At 51.3% G+C, this 22,459-nt stretch carries 21 protein-coding genes; 15 read left to right on the top strand and 6 right to left on the bottom strand.

Annotated elements, in window-relative coordinates; genetic code table 11:
• Nucleotides 1–121 precede the first annotated feature (121 nt).
• The 11 genes from J7395_RS15340 (at nt 122) to J7395_RS15290 (ending at nt 10,454) form a co-directional block, all read left to right on the top strand.
• Complete coding sequence (locus J7395_RS15340; RefSeq protein WP_209222157.1) at nt 122–1,234, top strand: ABC transporter ATP-binding protein; 1,113 nt, start codon at nt 122–124, stop codon at nt 1,232–1,234.
• Entirely contained in the window at nt 1,231–2,112 is an 882-nt protein-coding gene (locus tag J7395_RS15335; RefSeq protein ID WP_209222156.1) for an ABC transporter permease, read from the top strand. Before J7395_RS15340 ends, J7395_RS15335 begins: the two co-directional genes overlap by 4 nt.
• A 12-nt stretch (nt 2,113–2,124) precedes the next feature.
• Nucleotides 2,125–2,985, top strand: coding sequence for an ABC transporter permease (locus J7395_RS15330; RefSeq protein ID WP_062948900.1), 861 nt, complete (start codon nt 2,125–2,127; stop codon nt 2,983–2,985).
• 445 nt (nt 2,986–3,430) lie between these two features.
• A complete protein-coding gene (locus tag J7395_RS15325) occupies nt 3,431–4,729 on the top strand; it encodes an extracellular solute-binding protein (RefSeq protein ID WP_062959931.1) in 1,299 nt (432 codons plus the stop codon).
• Between the two features lie 80 nt (nt 4,730–4,809).
• Nucleotides 4,810–5,688 (top strand): ABC transporter permease subunit, encoded by an 879-nt coding sequence (locus J7395_RS15320; RefSeq protein WP_062948896.1) that lies wholly within the window; start codon nt 4,810–4,812, stop codon nt 5,686–5,688.
• 11 nt (nt 5,689–5,699) lie between these two features.
• On the top strand, nt 5,700–6,554 hold the full coding sequence (gene ugpE, locus J7395_RS15315; RefSeq protein ID WP_062948894.1) for a sn-glycerol-3-phosphate ABC transporter permease UgpE: 855 nt from the start codon (nt 5,700–5,702) through the stop codon (nt 6,552–6,554).
• A 63-nt stretch (nt 6,555–6,617) separates the two neighbouring features.
• Nucleotides 6,618–7,688: a sn-glycerol-3-phosphate import ATP-binding protein UgpC gene (locus J7395_RS15310; protein ID WP_097050259.1), complete on the top strand. Its 1,071-nt coding sequence runs from the start codon at nt 6,618–6,620 to the stop codon at nt 7,686–7,688.
• A gap of 168 nt (nt 7,689–7,856) precedes the next feature.
• Nucleotides 7,857–8,330, top strand: a complete 474-nt coding sequence (locus J7395_RS15305) for a GAF domain-containing protein (protein WP_062948890.1) — start codon at nt 7,857–7,859, stop codon at nt 8,328–8,330.
• Between the two features lie 59 nt (nt 8,331–8,389).
• Nucleotides 8,390–8,914 (top strand): single-stranded DNA-binding protein, encoded by a 525-nt coding sequence (gene ssb, locus J7395_RS15300; protein WP_209222154.1) that lies wholly within the window; start codon nt 8,390–8,392, stop codon nt 8,912–8,914.
• A 144-nt stretch (nt 8,915–9,058) separates the two neighbouring features.
• Nucleotides 9,059–9,931 carry a hypothetical protein gene (locus J7395_RS15295; RefSeq protein WP_209222145.1) on the top strand — a complete coding sequence of 291 codons (873 nt, stop codon included), beginning with the start codon at nt 9,059–9,061 and terminating at the stop codon, nt 9,929–9,931.
• 103 nt (nt 9,932–10,034) lie between these two features.
• The gene (locus tag J7395_RS15290; RefSeq protein ID WP_231858141.1) at nt 10,035–10,454 is read left to right on the top strand and encodes an NUDIX domain-containing protein; all 420 of its coding nucleotides are present in this window, start codon (nt 10,035–10,037) and stop codon (nt 10,452–10,454) included.
• Here the strand turns inward: J7395_RS15290 and J7395_RS15285 are convergent.
• Entirely contained in the window at nt 10,451–10,960 is a 510-nt protein-coding gene (locus J7395_RS15285; RefSeq protein ID WP_247742195.1) for a YchJ family protein, read from the bottom strand. The two genes, J7395_RS15290 and J7395_RS15285, sit on opposite strands and share 4 nt — an antisense overlap.
• Nucleotides 10,961–11,584: 624 nt before the next feature.
• On the opposite strand from J7395_RS15285, the gene rpoH reads away from it, so the two are divergent.
• Nucleotides 11,585–12,454 carry an RNA polymerase sigma factor RpoH gene (gene rpoH / locus J7395_RS15280; RefSeq protein WP_037992565.1) on the top strand — a complete coding sequence of 290 codons (870 nt, stop codon included), beginning with the start codon at nt 11,585–11,587 and terminating at the stop codon, nt 12,452–12,454.
• Between the two features lie 96 nt (nt 12,455–12,550).
• On the opposite strand, the gene J7395_RS15275 is transcribed toward rpoH, so the two are convergent.
• Nucleotides 12,551–12,994 carry an NUDIX hydrolase gene (locus tag J7395_RS15275; RefSeq protein ID WP_209222143.1) on the bottom strand — a complete coding sequence of 148 codons (444 nt, stop codon included), beginning with the start codon at nt 12,992–12,994 and terminating at the stop codon, nt 12,551–12,553.
• Nucleotides 12,984–13,250 carry a hypothetical protein gene (locus J7395_RS15270; protein ID WP_209222141.1) on the bottom strand — a complete coding sequence of 89 codons (267 nt, stop codon included), beginning with the start codon at nt 13,248–13,250 and terminating at the stop codon, nt 12,984–12,986. The genes J7395_RS15275 and J7395_RS15270 overlap by 11 nt, the downstream gene beginning before the upstream one ends.
• 202 nt (nt 13,251–13,452) lie before the next feature.
• Between J7395_RS15270 and J7395_RS15265 the strand changes: the two genes are divergently transcribed.
• The gene (locus tag J7395_RS15265) at nt 13,453–14,301 is read left to right on the top strand and encodes a DUF502 domain-containing protein (RefSeq protein ID WP_097050255.1); all 849 of its coding nucleotides are present in this window, start codon (nt 13,453–13,455) and stop codon (nt 14,299–14,301) included.
• A gap of 58 nt (nt 14,302–14,359) precedes the next feature.
• Here the strand turns inward: J7395_RS15265 and recG are convergent, their stop codons facing one another.
• The gene (recG, locus tag J7395_RS15260) at nt 14,360–16,447 is read right to left on the bottom strand and encodes an ATP-dependent DNA helicase RecG (protein WP_209222139.1); all 2,088 of its coding nucleotides are present in this window, start codon (nt 16,445–16,447) and stop codon (nt 14,360–14,362) included.
• Between the two features lie 233 nt (nt 16,448–16,680).
• Here recG and J7395_RS15255 point away from each other — a divergent pair, with 233 nt between their 5' ends.
• Entirely contained in the window at nt 16,681–16,956 is a 276-nt protein-coding gene (locus tag J7395_RS15255) for a succinate dehydrogenase assembly factor 2 (protein ID WP_209222137.1), read from the top strand.
• A gap of 4 nt (nt 16,957–16,960) precedes the next feature.
• A complete protein-coding gene (mfd, locus tag J7395_RS15250; RefSeq protein ID WP_209222135.1) occupies nt 16,961–20,458 on the top strand; it encodes a transcription-repair coupling factor in 3,498 nt (1,165 codons plus the stop codon).
• Nucleotides 20,459–20,514: 56 nt separating this feature from the next.
• On the opposite strand, the gene J7395_RS15245 is transcribed toward mfd, so the two are convergent.
• Entirely contained in the window at nt 20,515–21,201 is a 687-nt protein-coding gene (locus J7395_RS15245) for a DsbA family oxidoreductase (RefSeq protein WP_209222133.1), read from the bottom strand.
• Between the two features lie 3 nt (nt 21,202–21,204).
• Nucleotides 21,205–22,428 (bottom strand): phosphopentomutase, encoded by a 1,224-nt coding sequence (locus J7395_RS15240; protein ID WP_209222132.1) that lies wholly within the window; start codon nt 22,426–22,428, stop codon nt 21,205–21,207.
• Between the last annotated feature and the right edge of the window lie 31 nt (nt 22,429–22,459).

The following is a 22,459-nucleotide window of genomic DNA, read 5'->3' as shown; positions in this document are numbered from 1 at the left end:
GATCCTGTTTGGATCGGATGATATTGTCCCCGGCAGAAGATGCCGGGGACATTGCATTTTTTTCCTTTCTGCGATGACCGGTTTCAGGCGGACATCGGCAATTCATTTCATGCAGGCTCCCATGGTAGATCAATTCGACCTTGAATGTCGCGACGTGGTCAAAAAATTTGATGCTTTTACCGCGGTAGATTCCATTTCACTCGCGATCCCCAAAGGGTCTTTCTTTTCCATTCTGGGTCCCAGCGGTTGCGGTAAAACAACGCTATTGCGCATGCTGGCCGGTTTTCAGGCACCTACATCCGGTGACATTCTGATTAATGGTTCATCGGTGCTGGGTGTCTCGCCAAACCGTCGGCCTGTGAATATGGTTTTCCAGCATCTGGCACTTTTTCCGATGATGAATGTTGCGGAAAACGTGGCATATGGCTTGAAACGTCGCGGTGTTGACCGATCGACAATCGAGAAGAAGGTCAATGATACGCTGGCACGTGTCGGACTGCCGGACTCAGGTCCCAAACAGATCAGTCAACTTTCAGGCGGCCAGAAACAGCGTATTGCGATCGCACGCTGTCTTGTTCTGGAACCGGCGGTGCTGCTTCTTGACGAGCCACTCGGTGCTCTGGACCTTAAATTGCGAGAGCATATGAAGGTCGAACTCAAGCAATTGCAGCATGAGATCGGCACGACATTCGTTTACATCACGCATGATCAGTCCGAAGCATTGGTGATGTCCGATCAGGTGGCGGTCATGAATGCCGGCCGATTTGAGCAGGTCGGCGCACCGCAGGACCTTTATTACAATCCGCAGACGGCTTTTGTCGCCGGCTTTGTTGGCGAAAGCAATCGTTGGAAAGGAACGGTCGGCACGACACAAGACGATCAGATTATGATCAATCTGCCGACCGGTGGTTCTGTTGTCGCATCCTGTACGGTTCATCCTGAATTGAGCGAGGGCCAAACGGTTGATGTATTTGTTCGTCCCGAGGCCATTGCAATTGACGGGCAAGGCAAAACCGATAATGCCATCGGAGCAAAGGTTGAGAATGTTCTGTTTAACGGTGCCGCCAGCAGTGTGCAGGTTCGCGATAGCGCAACCGGGCACGAAATGACGGTGGCCTTGCCACAAACCGGCGCATTCGCCAATCTGAAAGTGGGCGATACTGTCAATCTGACGTGGGCTGCGGAACAAACACGCTGTTTTGCCGCGCCTGAAAAACTGGGGACCGCAGCATGACTACCTCCGCGTCAACCGGCAAGGCAGGGGCGATGCGATTTGGTACTTTGCTGCTTGCCATGCCCTTGTTGCTTTGGCTGTTCCTGCTTGTGATCCTGCCGCATGTGGATCTGCTTCTAGTGTCGTTGCGTGAACGGATTTCATACGGCAAGTACGAATTTAGCCTGATCAACTATATCGAGTTTTTCGTCGAACCGCTTTACTGGAATACCTATGTCCGTACCGCGGTGATGTCGCTTATGGCGACAGCACTGACCCTGATCATCGGTTTTCCGGTTTCTTATTACATTGCCAAGGTCATGCGGGGCAAAGGCAGGAACGTTTTGTTCCTTCTATGCCTGATCCCGTTCTGGGTATCGGAGCTGGTGCGTACCTTTGGTTGGATGATCCTCCTACGCGAAAGCGGCGTGATCAGCAATTTCCTGCAATGGACCGGGATCGCGGATGGCCCGGTCGAGATGCTTTACAATGATGCGACCATCATGGTGGGGCTTGTTTATACATCAATGCTGTTCATGGTTGTGCCGCTGGTGTCGGTACTTGATAGCCTTGACGACAGCCTGATCGAAGCTGGATACGACCTTGGCGGCAATGCCTTTACCGTAACCCGCGATATTGTCATTCCGCATGCCATGCCCGGTATTGCGTCCGGTTGCATAGTTGTTTTCATGCTGACACTTGGTAACTACCTGACGCCCAACCTTTTGGGCGGCAAAGATAGCCTTTGGTTCACGGAACAGATTTATACCCAGTTCATCACCCGGTTTAACTGGGAATCCGGATCGGCATTCGGGTTCCTGTTGCTGGTTCTCTCATCCCTGATTGTCTGGATCGGCCTGAAACTTAGTCGCCAGACGCTTTCAGAAACCGTGAGCTGAGGAGGCGTTATCATGATTCCAAGTATTCCCCAGCCGCGTTTCTATAAGGGCATCTATACCGGGTATATCGCACTGTTTTTCATCTATCTCAGTGCGCCGCTGATTGTTGTCGGCGTGTTTGCCTTTAACGACAGCCTGTTTCCATCCATGCCGTGGGAAGGTGCCACGCTAAAATGGTTCTTTGGCAGCGAGGGGCCATATATAGGCATTTTCAATGATAGCAAATTGCTTGAAAGCGTCGGGGTTTCCGCGTTTGTCGCACTTTGTGTGACATTGCTTTCGGTTACGGTCGGAACCTGTAATGCGTTCCTGTTTGAGCGTGCTCAGTTTCCCGGTAAAAACCTTCTTTATGTCGTTGCATTGTCGCCGCTGGTTATTCCGGGGGTCATTCTGGGCATATCCATCCTCGTTTTTTCCAATGCCATTGCAAATGGTGTTGAAGAAACGATTGGGTGGGATCTTGATTTCCTGCGCCCGGGATTGTTTTTGGTGATTATTGGCCAATTTGCTTTCATCACCACGATAACCACACTGGTGATATCCGCACGTCTTCGGAAATTTGATATCAGCCTGGAAGAAGCCGCCCTCAATCTGGGGGCAACACGGCAGGCTGCGCTTTGGACGATTACCATTCCATTCCTGAAACCGGCTTTGGTCGGGGCAGGGATCGTTGCATTCCTGATGTCGTTTGAAAATTTCAATACAACATTGATGCTTGTCGGCTCGGATGCACCTTTGACCATTGCCATGTTTGACCGGCTCAAACAGGGATCAACGCCGGTACTGAATGCGCTTTCGCTGTTGCTGATGATTGTTTCCGGCGGTTTGGCATTGCTTTCAGTCTTTGTTCAGCGAGACAAGAATACCTCGTAAGCCGGGCAAGGCGACAGCATGAAGCCGTGTTCGCGAATGAACATTGAACGGGCAGTCGAAAGGCTGCCCGTTTTGCTCATCAAAGCCAAATCTCTGCACCAGAATATTACAGATGCACGACATCGAAATAATTATGAAAACGGCTGAAATGCTTGAAAAGCATCGAATGAATGGAATCAGCGAGAATCAAGGTCGGTTTCAATAATTGAAAACCTTTGCAAGGTGTTCGATTTATGCGATGTTCATATGAACATTTGAAGGGGTCGAATGCACACTAAAAACTAAAAAACGGCAGTTTTATCGGTCATTTCGCGCATCAAAAGTAAATTTCCGAAAACTGTCACTTGAGGAAACGTCCCCCTCGAATGAAAACAAATGCGTTGTATCAAGCCGGACAACAGGCGGCTTTGGTGCGGACAAGTTTTTATTTGGGAGATAGAAGATCATGTTTCGCAAAACCCTGATGGCTGCAGCAGCAGTGTTTGCCCTTGGCAGCACCGCCAATGCCGCAACCGAAATCACATGGTGGCACGCAATGGATGGCGCACTTGGGGGTGTTGTTGACCAGATTGCAGCCGACTTCAATGCCAGCCAGGACGAATACAAGGTTGTTGCCATCAATAAAGGTGGCTACGAAGATACGATGACTGCCGGTATCGCGGCGTTCCGCGCGAAAAACCAGCCGCATATCATCCAGATTTTTGATGCCGGTGCTGCAACCATCATTAACGCAAAGGGTGCGACCTATCCGGTTGCCGATTTGCTGCAGAAATATGGTGTTGGCTTCGACATCAATGATTATATCCCGGGTGTCCGCTATTTCTATGCTGACTCGAACGACAAGATGATCGGCATGCCGTTCAACAGTTCGACCCCGCTTTTGTATTTCAACAAGGATGCACTTGCCAAAGCCGGTGTCGAAGTTCCGAAAACCTGGCAGGAATTTGAAGAGGTAGCGCCAAAGTTGAAAGAAGCAGGCTATGAAGGTCTTGCTGAATCGCACAGCCCTTGGATTTTCTTCGAGAACTTCATGTCCCGTCATAACCTGCAGATGGCAACTGCTAATAACGGTTACGACAGCACCGATGTGAAGCTGCTCTATAACAACGATGCGCTGAAAGATCACTGGCAGCACGTCAAAGAGTGGAAAGATGCCGGTTACTTTGGCTATTATGGCCGTGCATGGGGTGCAAACCAGGATGCCTTCCTGCAGCAGAAAGCCGCAATGTGGATCGGTTCGTCCGGCTCGTTCGGTGGTTTGAAAAAATCTGCACAGTTTGAATTCGGTACCTCGACCCTCCCATATTGGGAAGGCGTTGGTGATGCGCCAAAATCCACCTTTATCGGTGGTGGGTCGCTGTTCGCTTTTTCCGGTCACTCGGATGAAGAATATAAAGGCGTTGCCAAGTTCTTCGAATTCCTGACAAAGCCGGAAACCCAGTATTACTGGCACAAGGAAACTGGCTACGTTCCTATCACGACCGCTGCTTACGAGCTGGCCAAGAAAGATGGCTATTACAAGGAAAGCCCGGACGCTGAAGTAGGCATCCAGCAGCTGTCTGAAGAAGGTGGCGAGTGGACCAAGGGTTACCGTCTTGGTTTCTATGTCCAGATCCGTGAGGTTATCTATCGCGAAGTCGACAAGATGATGAATGGTGAAGCAACCATTGATCAGGCCTTTGCCGCGATTGAGGAAGAAGGCAATGCGTTGCTGAAACGCTTCAACGACACCTATTCGAACTAATCAGCATCTCGCTGACAGGGCGGCTTTAAACAGCCGCCCTGTTTTTCGATTCCTGGACCAGTCTTGGGGTTGCGTCATCAATGAAACGCGTACAATTCGGGCATAGCCCGGTTCCTTATTTTTTTATCGCACCACAAATTCTGATTATTGCGATATTTTTCCTGTGGCCCGCGGCCCAGGCCGTTTATCAGTCTTTTCTGCTTGAAGACGCATTCGGCCTGTCTTCCCAGTTTGTATGGTTCCGAAATTTCGAAGATGTACTTGCCAGTGGGGCTTGGCTTCAGTCTGCGATATTCACCGCAGTCTTTTCCTTCCTTGTGGCCTTTATTTCCATTGCGATTTCACTGTTTCTAGCGGTTCGCGCCGATGAAGTTATTCGCGGAGCCAAGTCATACAAGACGCTTTTGATGTGGGGGTACGCCGTTGCGCCGCCTGTGGCCGGCTTGCTGGGCAATATGTTGTTCAATCCGCTGATGGGCGACCTTTACAAGCTGTTCAACAGTTTCGGTTTCGAATTCAACCACATCCAGAATGCCGGCGATGCCGCCTTTGTTGTGACGCTGATTGCGGTCTGGAAACAGGTCAGTGTAAATTTCATCTTCTTCCTTTCGGGCTTGCAAGGGATTCCGAAATCGGTAACCGAAGCGGCTACACTGGATTGTAAAAGTGCCGAACGCCGTTTCTGGACAATTACATTTCCGCTTCTGGCGCCGACGACTTTCTTCCTTATGGTCATTAATCTGACTTACGCGTTCTTCGAGACATTCGGGATCATTGACGTTTCGACCAAAGGATCGCCCGGCGGTTCAACCGCGACCCTTGTTTACAAGGTATATGTTGACGGGTTCCTTGGTGCGGATATGGGCGGCAGTTCGGCGCAATCGGTATTGCTGATGATTATGGTAAGTGTGCTTACCGTGTTCCAGTTCCGCTTTATCGAACGCAAAGTGCACTATTAGGGGGACGCGTCGTGTATCAGTCAAAGTGGCGTACAATCACCAATCACCTGATCCTGATCATTGGATCGTTGTTTATGATCCTGCCTGTCTGGATTGCATTGGTGTCTTCAACTCATACTCGCGAATATCTTTTCCAGCATGGTTTGCAGTTCTGGTTTGGTGGGCATTTCATTGAGAATTACGGGGCAATCCTGTTTGACAGCGCCGCAACCAAGGGGCGGGTAACCGCACTTGAAATGTTGTTTAACAGCATGGTTCTCGGGCTTGGTTTTGCAATTGGCAAGGTTATCATTTCAATGATGGCGGCCTATGCGATTGTCTATTTCCGGTTCAGACTGGCGGTGCCACTATTTTGGGTCATTTTCGCGACGCTTTTACTGCCGCTTGAGGTCCGTATCGTACCGTCTTACGAAGTCGTCGCTAATCTTGGTTTGCTTAATACCTATACGGGCTTGATTCTGCCTTTGATTGCTTCGGCAACCGGCACATTCTTCTTCCGGCAGTTTTATCGGTCGGTGCCCGATGAATTGCTCGAAGCCGCACGTTTGGATGGGGCAGGGCCGTTACGGTTTTTCATCGATATTCTGGTACCACTTTCGGTCACCATGATCGCAGCGATTTTCATCATCATGTTCGTTGTTGGCTGGAACCAGTATCTCTGGCCGTTGCTGATGACGACCGATGATCAGCTTTATACCATCGTGATCGGGATCAAGCAGGTTTACAACTCGCTCTATGAAGGCGGGCAGATACCGCAATTCCCCAAGGCATTCGCACTGACAATCATGGCGACCATTCCGCCAGTACTGGTGGTGGTAATTTTCCAGCGCATGTTCGTCAAAGGTCTGGTCGAAACCGAAAAATAGGCTCGATCAATCTATTTGATGTCAGTGATTTAAAATACACAGATCCGCATACAGGATACAAAAATGGCAACTGTTACCCTTAATCGGGCTGAAAAAACCTACGCCAACGGCTTTAAGGCCCTGCATGGTATTGATCTAGAAATTGGTGACGGGGAATTCACCGTTCTGGTGGGCCCGTCCGGCTGCGGAAAATCGACACTTTTGCGCATGATAGCCGGGCTTGAAGGCATTTCAAGCGGCGAGATCAAGATTGACGACCGGGTGGTGAACAATGTCGCACCTGCTGATCGTGATATCGCCATGGTGTTTCAAAACTATGCGCTTTATCCGCATATGACCAATTACGCTAACATGGCTTATGGGCTCAAGAACCGCGGATACAGCAAAGTCGAGATTGACACCCGCGTTCGTGATGCCGCGAAGATTTTGCAACTTGACGATTATCTGGAACGTAAACCACAGCAGCTTTCAGGTGGACAGCGCCAGCGCGTTGCGATGGGCCGCGCGATCGTGCGTGAACCCAAAGTCTTTTTGTTTGACGAACCGTTGTCCAACCTTGATGCCAAATTGCGTGTTGATATGCGACTTGAAATCAAGAACCTTCAGCAACGCCTTGGTATTACATCTGTTTATGTGACTCATGATCAGGTTGAAGCCATGACATTGGCAGATCGCCTGATTGTCATGAATGCCGGTATCGCCGAACAGATCGGTACGCCGATTGAAATCTATGAAAAGCCTGCCAGCCTGTTCGTTGCAAGCTTCATCGGATCACCATCAATGAACTTCCTTGATGGTAAGGTTGCGGATGACAAAAGCCATGTTGTTCTGGGCGATGGCAGTAAGATTGATCTCGACCACGTAATTGACGCAGGCCGCGATCTTGTCGTTGGTGTGCGCCCGGAACATTTCACGCTTAAGGCCGATGGTAGCGGTGCATTGAAAGCCCGGGTTCGCATGATCGAGTCACTGGGGGCGGAAACCTTGATATATCTTGAGTTCGGCAAGAAGAATGAAAATGTGACTTTGCGTATGCAAGGCACACATCAGTTTGAGAAAGGACAGGAATTGTCGCTGGCAACCAGTGCAAATCTGGTTCACCTGTTCGACAAGGACAGTGGTAAACGCCTTTGATTTTCGGGTTCCCTGGTCCGTCGCAAGACGGTCTGCAGCGGCCCCGGTGCATTTATTGCGCCGGGGCTCTTTTATAAGATCACACTTGTTTGGAAAGGGTGATTTTGTTCTTGTCTCCATACGGGCAAACAGGTAGTTCCTAGGCGCTTATAAACGCAGGAGCATCACGTGAACGCCGAACAGAAACAGGCTCTTTATCTGGAGGCCGAAAAAGAACTGATCAGCATCACCGAGGGCGAAAAAAACGTCACAGCCCTGATGGCAACGGTTAGCTGCATTCTGGCGCAAAAGTTCGACTATTATTTCTGGACAGGCTTCTATATCGTTGATCCGGAAAAAGAAAATGAACTGGTCGTTGGGCCGTATCAGGGAACTTTGGGCTGCCTGCGCATTCCGTTTGGCCGTGGTGTCTGCGGTATGGCTGCTGCGACGCTTGAAACCCAGCTTGTTGAAGATGTTCATGCCTTTCCCGGGCATATTGCCTGTGACAGCCGGTCGAACTCAGAAATCGTGGTGCCGGTTCTGAATACGCAAGGACAGTTGATTGCGGTGCTTGACGTCGATAGTGTCGACATCGGCTCGTTCGACGAGACTGATCGCGTCGCACTTGAAACTTTAATGCAGCGCATTTTTGCGCAATGATAACTCACCAGTTTCGTACATACGAAACGGCGGACAACACAAACTTTGGAAGATAACCCATGGCTGGCAGTGTCAATAAAGTCATTCTCGTCGGGAACCTCGGCCGCGACCCTGAAATCCGTTTCACCCAGGCGGGCAAAAAGATTGCCAATTTCAGCATTGCGACGTCGGAACAATGGCGTGACCGTCAGTCGGGCGAGCGCCGCGAGCGCACCGAATGGCATCGTATTGTCGTCTTCAACGAAGGCCTTGCCGACGTTGTCGAGCGCTTTGTGAAAAAAGGCAGCAAGCTTTACATCGAAGGCCAGCTCCGCACCCGCAAATGGCAGGGACAGGATGGCAAGGACAACTACACCACCGAGATCGTTCTTGAAGGCTTTAACTCGAACCTGACCATGCTGGATAACCGCGGCGAAGGCGGCGGAATGGGTGGTGGTTCCGGATCGGACGGCGGATACGGTGCAGATAACGGTGGTGGATACGGCGGCGGTTCCGATGCTGGCTGGGGTAACAGCGGATCCTCCTCGGGTAGCGGTTCGGCACCGGCTGGTGCACCGGATCTTGATGACGAGATTCCATTCTAAGAAAATATTTGATTACAAGATTTCATTGATGCCTCCGAACATGCTTTTGTCCGGGGGCATCTTTGTTTAAACGCTAAGCAACACTAGGTTTTTTAGGTCTGTGTTAGTGTTCCGGATCGTGATTGGCGAGAAGTTGCATATAAAATGATATCCAGCGGCAAGCTAAGTCTTGAATTCATTAAGCGTCAGGCAGACGAGGAACAAATCCTGCCGACGAACTTCAAACAGGTCAAACTGACGAAAAAGTACCTGCTGCCCCGTTTAAAGGAACTTTATGACGACATGCTGCGTCTGAGACTGCAGTTCGATCAGGAATTCGACCCGGCGAACCATCCACAAAAGGGGATTTATCCGAAAGGTTATTGTTACGAGATAACCAAGGGGGTCAAAGACCTGCTGGAACATGAACTCCGATCACCAAAGACAGCAGGACTTGCGGCGTTGCGCGATTTCTGTCTGCAGGGGGGGATTGCCAAAAGGGTCTGGGGCAATCTGCGCCACGAATATTTTCAGAACGCATTCCAGTTCGGAGATCTTTATGTCGATGTTTCCAACGATACTGTAACGATCACCAAGCCAAAGGTGGAAATTCTTCCACTTGGCAAAGCCAGATTCCATTCGATTTCTGATTACGATATTTACGGCAGCTTGGCGGAAAAGTACTGGAACGGTCAGGTATATCCGAACCGGCACTTACCGGAGCTTGCCGTCATGTTCCCGATCCTGTTCGTTTCGGCCGAGGGAAACTTGCAGATACACGCAAATTACCAGACCATCCTGTATCGGAATATGCAGCTTGATTTTGCATTGGCCGAGAAGTTCCTGAACAAGGGCAGGTTTCGTGATCGGATATTGCCTGAACACCATGTCAAACGTCTGTCGTCCGAGTTCGGTGGTCTTGAAATACCGGTATCAAATGATGACCTTAAAAAGTACTTCTCGGATGCTCGCCGCACAGAATTGCGTCTGGATGCAGTTCGGTGTCAATTGCTGCTTGATCAGGCACGGACAATTTGAAATTGTCGTAACTTCAAACATCTGAAGTGTTCATTTGAACATATTTGCAAGGCCGCAATCCAGGAACATCAATTTGGTTGGACCGATCTTTGGCAACCCTGACATGGGTAGAAATTATATCGTGCAAGACTGTGTCTATGCCGTCATCCTGAACGATGCGGGCGAAGTTGCCGTTGCGCGTACCCCAAAGGGGCTGGTGCTTATTGGTGGTGGGGTGGAGCGCGGAGAAAGTGAACGCGATGCATTGCATCGCGAAGCCTATGAAGAATCCGGTTACAAGATCGATATCCATAATCGCCTTGGTATTGCGTCACAATACGTCAATAACTTTGCCAAGGGTCGATTTCGACTAAAACGCGGTGTGTTTTTCCTGTGCAAATTTACCGAACGTTTGGGGCCTCCGGTTGAACCAGATCATGAATTAATCTGGTTGACCTATGACGAAGCCTATCAACAACTAATCCGTCCGTTTCATCGCTGGGCCCTTGAGATCGGTGTTATGGGCGAACAAGCGTCATCCTAGCCGCAGCATTTTTTGTATTTCTTCCCAGAGCCACACGGGCAGGGATCATTTCGACCGGTATTTGTTGGGCTGGCCGTGATATTGCCGGGCGATGTTTCGGGAAATTCACCATCGATATACAACCAGTTACCATTACGCCGTTCGAACCGGGATATTTCATGTAGCGCGTGATCCCGCCCGTTGTCATGAAATCGGGCAATAAATTCGACCATCCCGTGCTGATCGAGGATGCCACCTTTGTGTGTGGCAATAATTTCCAGGCCTAGCCATTCATTGTTATCTGCCTTGATCTGCTCAGGATCAAATCCGGATGCCTTTTCCGGAGCAAGGGTCGCCAGCAGGTGATCGGCATCGCGAGTGACAAAAGCACTATACCGAGACCGCATCAATTGCTCTGCTGTTGCAGCTTTGCGCTTTCCAGACAGGAGTTCATCGCAGCATTTGCCAAAGATTTTGGGGGCACCACATGGACAGGGGGATATTGCGTCTGTTTTCGCCATGTTCATCTATAGCTGTCCTTTGGTCATGTATGCTGTTGCCGGTCAAAATGGTCTAGGGTTGATGCAGGGGGAATGGCAACAGGTTTCGCGCAGGACACGCGAATAAGCGAGACTTTATCTAAAGCGCAAAAACTCTGTGAAAAACAATACAGCGTGCCTTTTTTTTGCCGCATATCGATCCTAGCGTGAGATTGTCAGCATTGATAATATCCGACTGGATTTATCGGGTAAATTATGTAAAATGCTGATATTGAAAGTTAAATATAACTGAAATCCGGTCAGGTTTATCTTGACGAATTTACTCGGGTTTAGATATATTAACTTTTGCGGGTGGGGGCCCAATGGCACCGCCGGATAGTGTTCCGGCCTAATGGCGGACATGTAAATTGTCGATTTGCTTCGAGGAAGGAAGAGACACGATGAATATGAGTTATCTTTGCGTCTGCTGTCCTCTCCCATAGGGCCTATGGGATGAAATTGCGACCGGACGGAACCATTTCCCAAAATGACTGCCGGTCGTCCGAGTGATTAAGTTCACAACTGACAGTGTTTGCACGTCATCTAGAGTCTGTTTGAATTCGTAGGAAGAATTGTCAGGCGTGATGCGTAAACCTCTCTGGAGGACATGATATGAGCACGATTAAATTACCTGCTGTACCGCAGGATGACGGATTCTCTGGTTACCTGAGACAGGTCTGGAAGTTCCCGATGCTCAGCGTAGACGAAGAATATATGCTTGCACGCCGCTATCATGAGCATGATGACACCGATGCAGCTCACAAGCTGGTCACAAGTCACCTGCGTCTTGTTGCGAAAATTGCCTTTGGATATCGCGGCTATGGCTTGCCGATGGCTGATCTGGTGGCAGAGGGTAATACCGGCCTGATGCGTGCTGTTCAGAAGTTTGACCCGGAGCGCGGTTTCCGTCTTTCGACCTATGCAATGTGGTGGATCAAAGCGGCTGTGACCGAATATATCCTGCACAGCTGGTCTATGGTGAAACTCGGCACGATGGCCGCACAGAAAAAGCTGTTCTTCAGCCTGCGTAAAGCCAAAAAGCAGCTCAACATTTATGATAATGGTGAACTGTCCCCCGAGCAGGCCGATGCGGTTGCAGAAAAGCTTGGTGTAACCGGCAAGGAAGCGTTGGAAATGAATCGTCGCCTCGCGGCGCGTGATTTCTCGCTGAATACGCCGATGCCAAAAGACGAAGGCATGGAGTATCTTGATACCCTGTCATCCGATGCACCCAGCCCGGAAAGCATTGTGGCCGACGCCGAGGAACGTGTTCTGCATAACGACATGCTGAAAAGCGCAATGGGTGAATTGCCGGAGCGCGAGCGTGAAATTATCGAAGCCCGTTTTCTGAGCGACGATCCGATCACGCTTGAAAAGCTCGGCGAACGGTTCGGTGTAAGTCGTGAACGTGTGCGTCAGCTTGAGGCACGCGCGTTCAAGAAAATTCAGGAATCTGTTCTGACGCAGCATGCTGCGGCATAACCAGACTCCGAACACAAACAGAGAAGGCGGCATCACAGGATGTCGCCTTTTTCTTTATGGCAATGTGATCTGTTTCACGATGGGATCATGGTCGAGTCATGAGCGCAAAGTGCGGGATCGATTGATCATATCGCGGGTTTTATCCCAAAGCTGATAATTGCCAAGTTCTGTCGGTGATACCCACCGGGCATTCGCGGCGTCACCACCGGCTTTTAAATCTGCTTCCAATGCTTCTGCGACAAAGTCGATCAGGGTGTAGTGATATTGCACCTGACCGTTTTTATCGGGTGTTATCAGATCGACGGTATCAATCAGGATCGGTTCGGAAATCGTGATTCCAGTTTCTTCAAAAACTTCGCGATGAACCGCTTCACGCAATGTTTCCCCAAGTTCCTGCGCACCGCCCGGAATGCTCCAACTGCCTTTGTTTGGCGCCTTGCCGCGCTGGATCAAAAGAACATTATCGCCGTGCCATACAACAGCACCAATGCCAATGATGGGCCGTGTCAGATAGTCGCGTTTGTCGGTATCAGATGTCATTGTCTTCTTCGATGTCTTCGTCAGGATCGACAACATCATGGACGACCTGGCCTGTCATTTCACGGGCCCGGATAGCCGGTCGCCCGAGAAACTGATCATCGGACTCCGGACGTAGCGACATGACAAAATCGACGCTTGGTGCATCCCCCAGAGCAAAATGCCGGGCAGTCTCATAATCAGGAGCCGTAACTTTGGCGGTTCGTATGCCAACAGAGCCATTGTCATCATATATGTATTCAACAATCCAGACCTGCAAAACAACTCCTATACGATGGCGGTTTGGTGTCACCCGGTTTGTTTGGTTGCGCCGCAAACTTGAATGCTGCTATCACTTCAGGGAAGGGGAGTTACCCCTGATCAATAGTCGCAGCATTGCCATATTCCTACTGACAAATGGTGAATGCAAACATGTATTACAGGCAGTGCCATGTAATGCGACCCATCTTCACAGGTGATCAATGACCGCCAATCGTGACGACCAGCATGAAACGGACAATGAAAGTTCCGGTCATGCACTGCCAAGCCCGGGGCTTTTCGCCCGTGTGCGTGCCTATTTTCTGACCGGTGTTCTCGTTAGCGCTCCGCTTGTCATTACATTCGGACTGGCATGGTGGTTTATCGAATTCGTTGACAGCAAGGTCATGCCGCTGATCCCGGGACATTATAACCCGGTCTATTACCTGCCCGAAGGCTATCAGGAATATGGTATCCCGGGATTTGGCCTTTTGGTGATCTTGATTTTCATCACGGTCGTCGGCTGGTTCACCACCAACTTTGCCGGTCGTGCCCTGATCAAGCTTTATGAACGCATTCTGGCGCGCATCCCTGCGGTTCGCAGTATCTATGGAGCGGTAAAGCAAATCCTTGAAACGGTTCTTGCCAATCAGTCCAATGCATTCAGACAAGCGGTTTTGCTTGAATACCCACGTCGTGGCATGTGGGCAATCGGCTTCATTACAGGCCAAACCAAAGGTGAAGTGCAAAACCTGACGGAAGATACTGTGATTAATATCTTTCTTCCGACGACACCGAACCCGACATCAGGTTTCCTTCTGTTCGTGCCGCGCAAGGATATCGTAATCTTGGATATGACGGTCGAGGAAGCGATTAAAATGGTTATGTCCGGCGGGATTGTAACACCACCGGATCGCCGCTCGGCAGAGGCACAAGCCAAACCGGTCGTGTCAGCCAAAACATACGAAGACCTTGATGTTCTACGCGAAAAAGAAAATACACCGGTTCTGGTTTCCAAGCACCCGGAACCGGGAAACGAAAATGCAGATGACAAGAGCCGCGAAGACGCTTGAAGCGGCTTGAAATCTATAGAATGAAAAGGGCGCTGCAATTTGCAAGCGCCCTTTGTTTTTATCCTGATCGGAAATAACGAACGGCTTCGTCGCGTTCGAAAAGATACAACAACAACCGTAATGCTTTTCCGCGTGGCTTTTGCAGGTCAGGATCAAGTTCGACAATCAGGCGGGCGTCATCGCGGGCGATTGCCAGAAGATCACCGTGCATTTCCAGACTGGCAAGGCGATAGGCTTGCAATCCGCTTTGCCGGGTGCCCAGAACTTCGCCCGCACCACGCAAGCGAAGATCTTCCTCGGCAATGATAAAACCGTCTTCTGTCTCGCGCATGATCTTGAGACGGGCTTTGGAAATCTCGCCTAAAGGTGAACCATACAGCAGCAGGCAGGTTGATGCCGCGTCTCCGCGCCCGATCCGCCCACGCAACTGATGAAGTTGTGCCAGACCAAACCGTTCGGCGTGTTCGATGACCATGATTGTTGCGTCGGGCACGTTCACTCCAACTTCAATCACCGTTGTCGCGACAAGAATAGACAGATCACCGTGGGCGAAGCGCTCCATCACGGCATCCTTGTCCTTGGCTTTCATTTTACCGTGGACAAGTCCGACACGGCTTTCGCCAAACAGGTCGACCAGAATGCGATACCGTTCTTCTGCAGCCTGCAAATCGAGGACTTCGGAATCCTCGACCAAGGGGCAAACCCAGTAGATTTTGGTCCCGGTGCGCATGGCGCGACCGATGCCTGATATGACATCGTCAACCTTGTCCGCAGGTAGAACACGAGTATCAACCGGCTTTCGTCCCGGCGGTTTTTCATCCAGCCGCGATACTTCCATATCCCCGAACGCTGTCAGGGTCAGAGTTCTGGGGATCGGTGTTGCGGTCATGACCAGAACATCGACTGCCTGTCCCTTGCCAGCCAGCATAAGGCGTTGATGTACGCCAAATCGATGCTGTTCATCGACAACGGCAAAGGCTAGGTCTTGGAACTGCACGTCTTCCTGGAACAGCGCATGCGTACCAACAGCAACCTGAAAAGTTCCATTGGCAAAGCCCTCGAGTGCTGTCTTGCGACTTTTGCCCTTATCGCGCCCGGTCAGGATTGTGCAGTTTACACCGATTTTTTCCAGAAGCGGGGCAATGGTTTCAAAATGCTGACGGGCAAGTATTTCTGTCGGCGCCATTAATGCGGCCTGACGACCGGTTTCGATTGCGTTCAGCATGGCCATCAGCGCGACAACCGTTTTCCCCGAACCAACATCCCCCTGAAGCAGGCGCAACATGCGTCCGTTACTGCCCATATCTTCGTAAATGTCTTGCAGGGCGCGTTGCTGCGCACCCGTCATGGCAAAGGGCAGTTCTGCTTCAAGGGCCTTGCGCAAACGCCCATCACCCTTTGTCGACATTCCGCCCAGCTTTCGCATTTTGGCCCGGATAAGCGCAAGGGCAAGCTGATTTGCCAGCAACTCATCATAGGCAAGTCGCTTGCGGGCAGGGTGGTCAGGTGACAGATCACGCTCATTTTCAGGATTATGAACCTGATATAGGGCGGATTTCAGGTTCGGCCATTTGTGGCGTGCCTGTAAAGCGGGATCATGCCATTCCGGCAGTTCTGGCACCATTGTAAGGGCTGCCCGGGTCGATTTGGTTAGTGTTTTACCTGTAACACCGGCAGACATCGGATAAACAGGCTCGACCGTCTGAATTTCCTCGCGCTCGGCCTCGGTCCCGATCCGGTCAGGATGGGTGATCTGATATTCGCCCCGATAGTGATCAATTTTGCCCGATACAATTCGTTTTTCACCTGTTGGTAAAACTTCATTCAGGTATTTGGCGCGCGCATTGAAAAATGCCAAAACCACCGGGCCACTCTGGGTTTTGCAAATTACCCGATATGGACGGCGGCGGTTCGGCGGAGCGTCATGGCGTTCGACCCAGACATCAAGCGTAACAATCGACCCGTCAATTGTTTCTGTTAGCGGCGGTGAAAAACGCCGGTCAATCAGCCCGGATGGCAGATGCCAGAGCAAATCGACAACATGCTCACCACCAATCAACCGCGCGAGCAAAGGCTTCAGGCGCGGACCAATACCGGGCAGGCTGTCGATTTCAGCAAAAAGCGGGAATAAAATTTCCGGACGCATGACAGTTTTCGTTGAGTTTTCAGATGAGAACGTTAATAGAACAAATCGGTTTACGTGCTGGGTATACAACAAAATTATCGTGCGACAACCGACAAGTCACGAGCCAATGCAAATTGGATGGATGACAGCATGGACCAATCGGTGAATTTACCGTACAAACCATGCCACAAAAGACAATCTGTGCCTTTGGTTTTGTGCCAAGGCATGGGACCAGAAAAGACAGGAGATCGAACGTGAGTATTGACAGCAAAGAACTTGAAGTACGACGCAAGAAGTTGCTGTTTCGCGGCGGCCATCGCGGCACCAAGGAGAACGATATCCTGATCGGTCGGTTCATGGATGTACACCTCACGACCCTGTCAGAGGCGCAACTCGAACGTTTTGAAACACTGATGAATGACGTTCCCGATGCCGATTTCTTTAAATGGGCAACGGGTAAAGAACCGGCACCGGAAGAATACGATACCGACGTGCTGCACATGATTCAGGAACTGAGCAACGCACGTTAAAACATTGAGCAAATTAAAAGAAATTATTTCGACTAAAGGTCGCAAACGGCTGTGTGGCGTGCCAGAGGGTGCCGACGCTTTGTTGCTGCGCGAATTGCTGGATGCATCGGTAAACAACTCAACAATCCTGCATGTCGTGCGCGATGATAAACGCATGGCCCAGCTTGCGGAGGCACTTGCTTTCTTTGCAGGCGAGGTCGAAGTCTTGACTCTGCCTGCATGGGATTGCTTGCCCTATGACCGGGTTTCGCCGATTGCCGAGGTAACGGCACGCCGTGTTGAAACATTGACGACATTGGCCGAGGATATCGAACCGGCCAGCGGGCAGGGGCGTATTGTGTTGGCAACGGCGGCCGCGATCATGCAGCGGGTTCCGCGGGTCGACGTCATGCGCGATGGCAAACTGACCTTTAAGTCAGGACAGGAACATTCGCGCGCCGATCTGACCGGATATTTCGACCGGATGGGCTATAACCGTGCCGAACAGGTTATGGAGCCAGGTGATTACGCGGTTCGCGGTGATATTGTTGATATTTTTGCACCCGGCATGAAAGAGCCCGTGCGGCTTGATTTCTTTGGGGACGAAATCGAAAGTATTCGCCGATTTGACGTTGAAACGCAGCGTACTGTCGGACGGATCAATGAAATCGCCCTTTTGCCCGTTGGCGAAGTGTTCCTCGATCAGGACAGCATTTCCCGGTTCCGCAGTGGATATCGCGAACTTTTTGGTGTCGTATCGCAAGCTGATCCACTTTATGAGTCGATCAGTAACGGCTTGAAATATGGTGGCATGGAACATTGGCTGCCGCTATTCCACGACGGTATGGACACTGTTTTTGCCTATCTGCCGGATGTAATGGTCAGTTTTGATCATCAATATGGCGAGGTTATCGAAAACCGCCTTGAGATGATTGACGATTATTATCAGGCGCGCCTGAACATAAAGGGCGGCGGGCTTTCGGGGGACAATGTTTACAAACCTGTTCCACCCGAACGGCTTTATCTGGATCAGGCCGAATTTGACCGGATGCTGAATGATCGCACGGTTCTTGAGCTTTCACCCTATTACGAGGAAGAAAGTCCTGAGCGTGCCGTTTTTGATATGGGCGCACGACCGGGACGTGATTTTGGTGATGTGCGGGCACGCGCCGATACCAACCTTTATGACGAGTTACGCGATTTCATTTCTGTCCAGCGTGGGAAAAATCAGCAGGTTGTTATTGCGGCTTATTCTGACGGATCACGTGACCGTATGGTTTCCGTCTTGCGCGAACATGGTGTTGCCAAGGTTGTAACCGCGGAATGCTGGGAAGACATCACCGATGATCTGACACCGGAACAGCTCGCCATTGTTATTCTTGACCTAGAGCATGGTTTCCGCCGCGAAGGCCTTTGGATACTATCGGAACAGGATATTCTGGGCGACCGCATGAGCCGCCCGGGCGGACGCCGTCGCAAGGCCGAAAACTTCCTACGTGAAGCATCCGAGATTTCAGAGGGTGACCTCGTCGTTCATCTTGATCACGGGATCGGCCGCTATCTCGGTCTTCGGACCGTTACGGCGGGCGGTGCGCCACACGATTGTCTGGAACTGGAGTATGACGGCGGGGACAAGCTTTTTGTTCCGGTCGAGAATATCGAAGTTCTGTCGCGATATGGCTCGGACGAGGGATCGTCGATTCTTGACAAGCTTGGCGGTGTTGCATGGCAAGCCCGCAAAGCCAAGCTGCGCGAACGTATCCGTGATATGGCTGGTAAGCTGATCAAGGTTGCCGCCGAACGCCACCTGCGCAAAGGGGCGGCCTTGACCGCCCCCGAAGGTAGTTATGACGAGTTCTGCGCAAGTTTCCCGTTTGCCGAGACCGAGGATCAGGCGCGTGCCATTCGTGATACGCTGGACGATCTCGCGGCGGGCAAACCTATGGATCGTCTTGTATGTGGTGATGTCGGTTTTGGTAAGACAGAGGTTGCCCTGCGTGCTGCCTTTGCCGCAGTGATGTCCGGCAAGCAGGTTGCGATTGTAGCCCCGACCACTTTGTTGTGCAGGCAGCATTACCTGACCTTCAGGCAGCGCTTTGACGGGCTTCCGGTACGGGTTGAACAACTGTCGCGTCTGGTAACCGGCAAGAACGCCAAACTGGTCAAGGACAACCTTGAAAGCGGACATGTCGATATCGTATGCGGTACGCACGCACTTTTGGGTAACGGTGTAAAGTTCAAGGACCTTGGGCTTCTGATTATCGATGAAGAGCAGCATTTTGGCGTAAAGCACAAGGAACGCCTGAAAGAGCTTAAAACCGATGTTCACGTTCTGACGCTAACGGCGACGCCGATCCCGCGCACATTGCAGCTTGCGCTGACCGGAGTTAAAGAACTTTCGATTATTGCAACACCGCCGGTCGATCGCCTAGCTGTTCGGACCTATATCACGCCTTATGACCCGGTAGTCGTGCGCGAAGCGATCCTGCGTGAACGTCACCGTGGGGGACAAATCTTCTATGTGTGTCCGCGGGTCAATGAACTTGGACGGATTGCCAAGGAACTTGAAACACTTGTGCCTGAAATCAAGTTTGACGTTGCACATGGCCAAATGGGGCCTCGTGACCTTGAACAGGTGATGACCGATTTCACCGATCGCAAATTTGATTTGTTGCTTGCGACCAACATCATTGAGTCCGGCATCGATGTTCCGAACGCCAATACCATGATCATCCATCGTGCTGACATGTTCGGGCTGGCACAGCTTTATCAGTTGCGCGGGCGTATCGGTCGATCAAAACAGCGTGCATATGCCTATCTGACGTTGCCGAATGGCAAGAAACTCACCGCAACGGCGCTGAAACGACTTGAGGTCATGCAGACGCTTGACAGTCTTGGTGCCGGTTTCAATCTTGCCAGCCATGACCTTGACATTCGTGGGGCAGGGAACTTGCTTGGCGAGGAACAATCCGGCCATATCAAGGAAGTAGGGATCGAACTTTATCAGCAAATGATCGAAGAAGCCGTGGCAGAAGCCAAGGGCGAGATCGAAGCCGATGATGCGACATCCTTCGTCCCGCAGATCAATGTCGGGATGCCGGTCCTGATACCGGATCGCTATGTGCCTGATCTTGGCGTGCGACTTGGTCTGTATCGTCGCATCTCGGAATTGCGTTCACGCGAGGAAGTCGATCAGTTCGCCGCCGAGATGATTGACCGCTTTGGCAAGCTGCCAAAAGAGGTCGAAAACCTTTTGGATGTGGTTACGATCAAGCAGTGGTGCCGGACGTCGAATATCGAAAAACTTGATGCCGGTCCGAAAGGCGCGTTGATCACGCTACGCAATAACGAATTTCCGAACCCGGCCGGTCTGATTGGTTTTATCCAGCAACAGGTTGGCGTGGCACGTTTGCGTCCGGATCACAAGATCGTCTATGCCGCTGGTTGGGATGGTCCGACAGACCGTCTGGAGGGTTTGAAGCGTCTGATGCGTCGTCTGGCCGATATTGCGGCAAAGGCATAAATAAAAGGCGGGTCCGGAAACGGTACCTGCCTTTTTCTTTCCGAATGAGGCGCATATCAGACGGGTGTTTCTTCCTGGCGCGCCAGACGGATCATACGTTGCAGGATATCGGGTTCCTGTGCCCCGGACAGAGCATGGCGGCTATTAAACAGGAAGCAGGGCACACCGGTTACCCCCATTTGATGGGCGACACGGTTTTCCTGCGATACGAATTCACGATCCATATCACCACCAAGATAATCAAGGATTTCGTTTCTGTCCTCGCCATGGGAGACGGCAATTTCGGACAGAATGTCATGATCGCCAATATCGCGTCCATCAAGGAAGTAAGCGGTGAACAGGTCTTCAACAAGATCGTTGCCGACGGCGGGACGTTCGGCACAAACCTTATAAATCAGACGATGGGAATCTGTTGAGTCCGGTGTCAGGCGAATGGCATCAAAATTGAAGTCGATCCCAACGGCTGCCCCTGCAGCTTCGATCGCCTTGTAGACACGGGTTGCACTTTCAGTGCCACCGAATTTGGCTGAAAGATACAATTTCCGGTCAATGCCACCAGTTGGCATATCGGGGTTTAACAGGAATGGACGCCAGGTAATCGGCATGTGGTCCAACTGCTCGCGCGCGAGCGCCTTTTCCAGCCGCTTTTTGCCTATATAGCACCAGGGACATACCGTATCGATGATCGCCTCAATCCGGATCGCCGCCATCGATGCTTCGCTATGTCCAAGTTGCCAATTCATGTTTTATCCATTCAGGAAAGAAGTACCCGCCGCAAGTGGCGCAATACCAAGATGGTCTGCAATGGTTTGCCCGATATCGGCGAAACTGTCGCGCATGCCAATCGGACCGGGTTGAATGGCAGGACCAAACGCCATAATCGGCACGAACTCACGTGTGTGGTCATTGCCGCGCCATGTCGGGTCACAGCCGTGATCGGCAGTAACGATGACCAGATCACCGGGTTTCAGTGCCGCACGCAGTTCGGGAATACGCGCATCGAATTCTTCAAGTGCGTTGGCATAGCCGGGTACATCACGACGATGGCCAAATTCCATATCAAAATCGACCAGATTGGTGAAAACGATGCTGTTATCAGGGGCCAGATCAATTTCGGTCATCATGGCGTCAAAAAGGGCCATATTGCCCGATGCCTTGACCTTTTTTGAAATACCGCGCTGCGCATAGATATCTGCAATTTTACCCACCGATATGACCGTCCCGCCAGCCTCGCTAAATTTATCCAGCAGGGTTGGTTTATGCGGCGGAATGGCAATGTCGCGGCGGTTCGCCGTTCGTTTGAAATCAGCAGGGCTGCTACCCACAAACGGGCGTGCGATAACACGGCCAATATTGTAAGGCGCAACCAGTTTAAAGGCGATCTCGCAAACCTCGTACAATCGATCCAGGCCGAAATGCTCTTCGTGGGCGGCAATCTGAAACACGCTATCGGCCGAAGTATAGCAAATCGGCATGCCGGTTTTGATGTGTTCTTCACCAAGCTCGGCAATGATCGTCGTGCCAGACGCATGACAATTGCCCAGAATGCCGGGCAGTTTTGCCTGTTCGATCAGGGCATCGGTTAATTCCTTGGGGAAGGTCGGGACTTCAAGCGGAAAATAGCCCCAGTCAAAATCAACAGGAACACCGGCGATTTCCCAATGTCCGCTTGGCGTATCCTTGCCGCGGGACAGTTCTTTGGCGTGGCCATAGGCCCCGATGATCGCACCCCCATGCTCAAGCCCCGGCGGAACACGCCCGGTTGCATCCCTGGAAGCTTCGCCAAGGCCCAGTGCCGTCATGTTTGGAATGTTCAGGGAACCTTTACGAATATCATTGTCTGCCAGCCCCTTGGCGCAGTTTTCTGCAATATGACCCAAGGTGTCCGATCCCTGATCACCGAACTTGGCCGCATCCGGGGCTGCACCGATACCGAAACTGTCTGCAACAATGATGATGGCGCGCGCCATTCCGTAATCCTTCAGCTATATCTGCCATTCG

It is taken from the genome of Thalassospira sp. A3_1 (genome assembly GCF_017744215.1).
Taxonomy (GTDB): Bacteria; Pseudomonadota; Alphaproteobacteria; order Rhodospirillales; family Thalassospiraceae; genus Thalassospira; species Thalassospira lucentensis_A.
The sequence above is the reverse complement of the archived record's forward strand: the minus strand, read 5'-3'. Positions and strand labels throughout refer to the sequence as shown.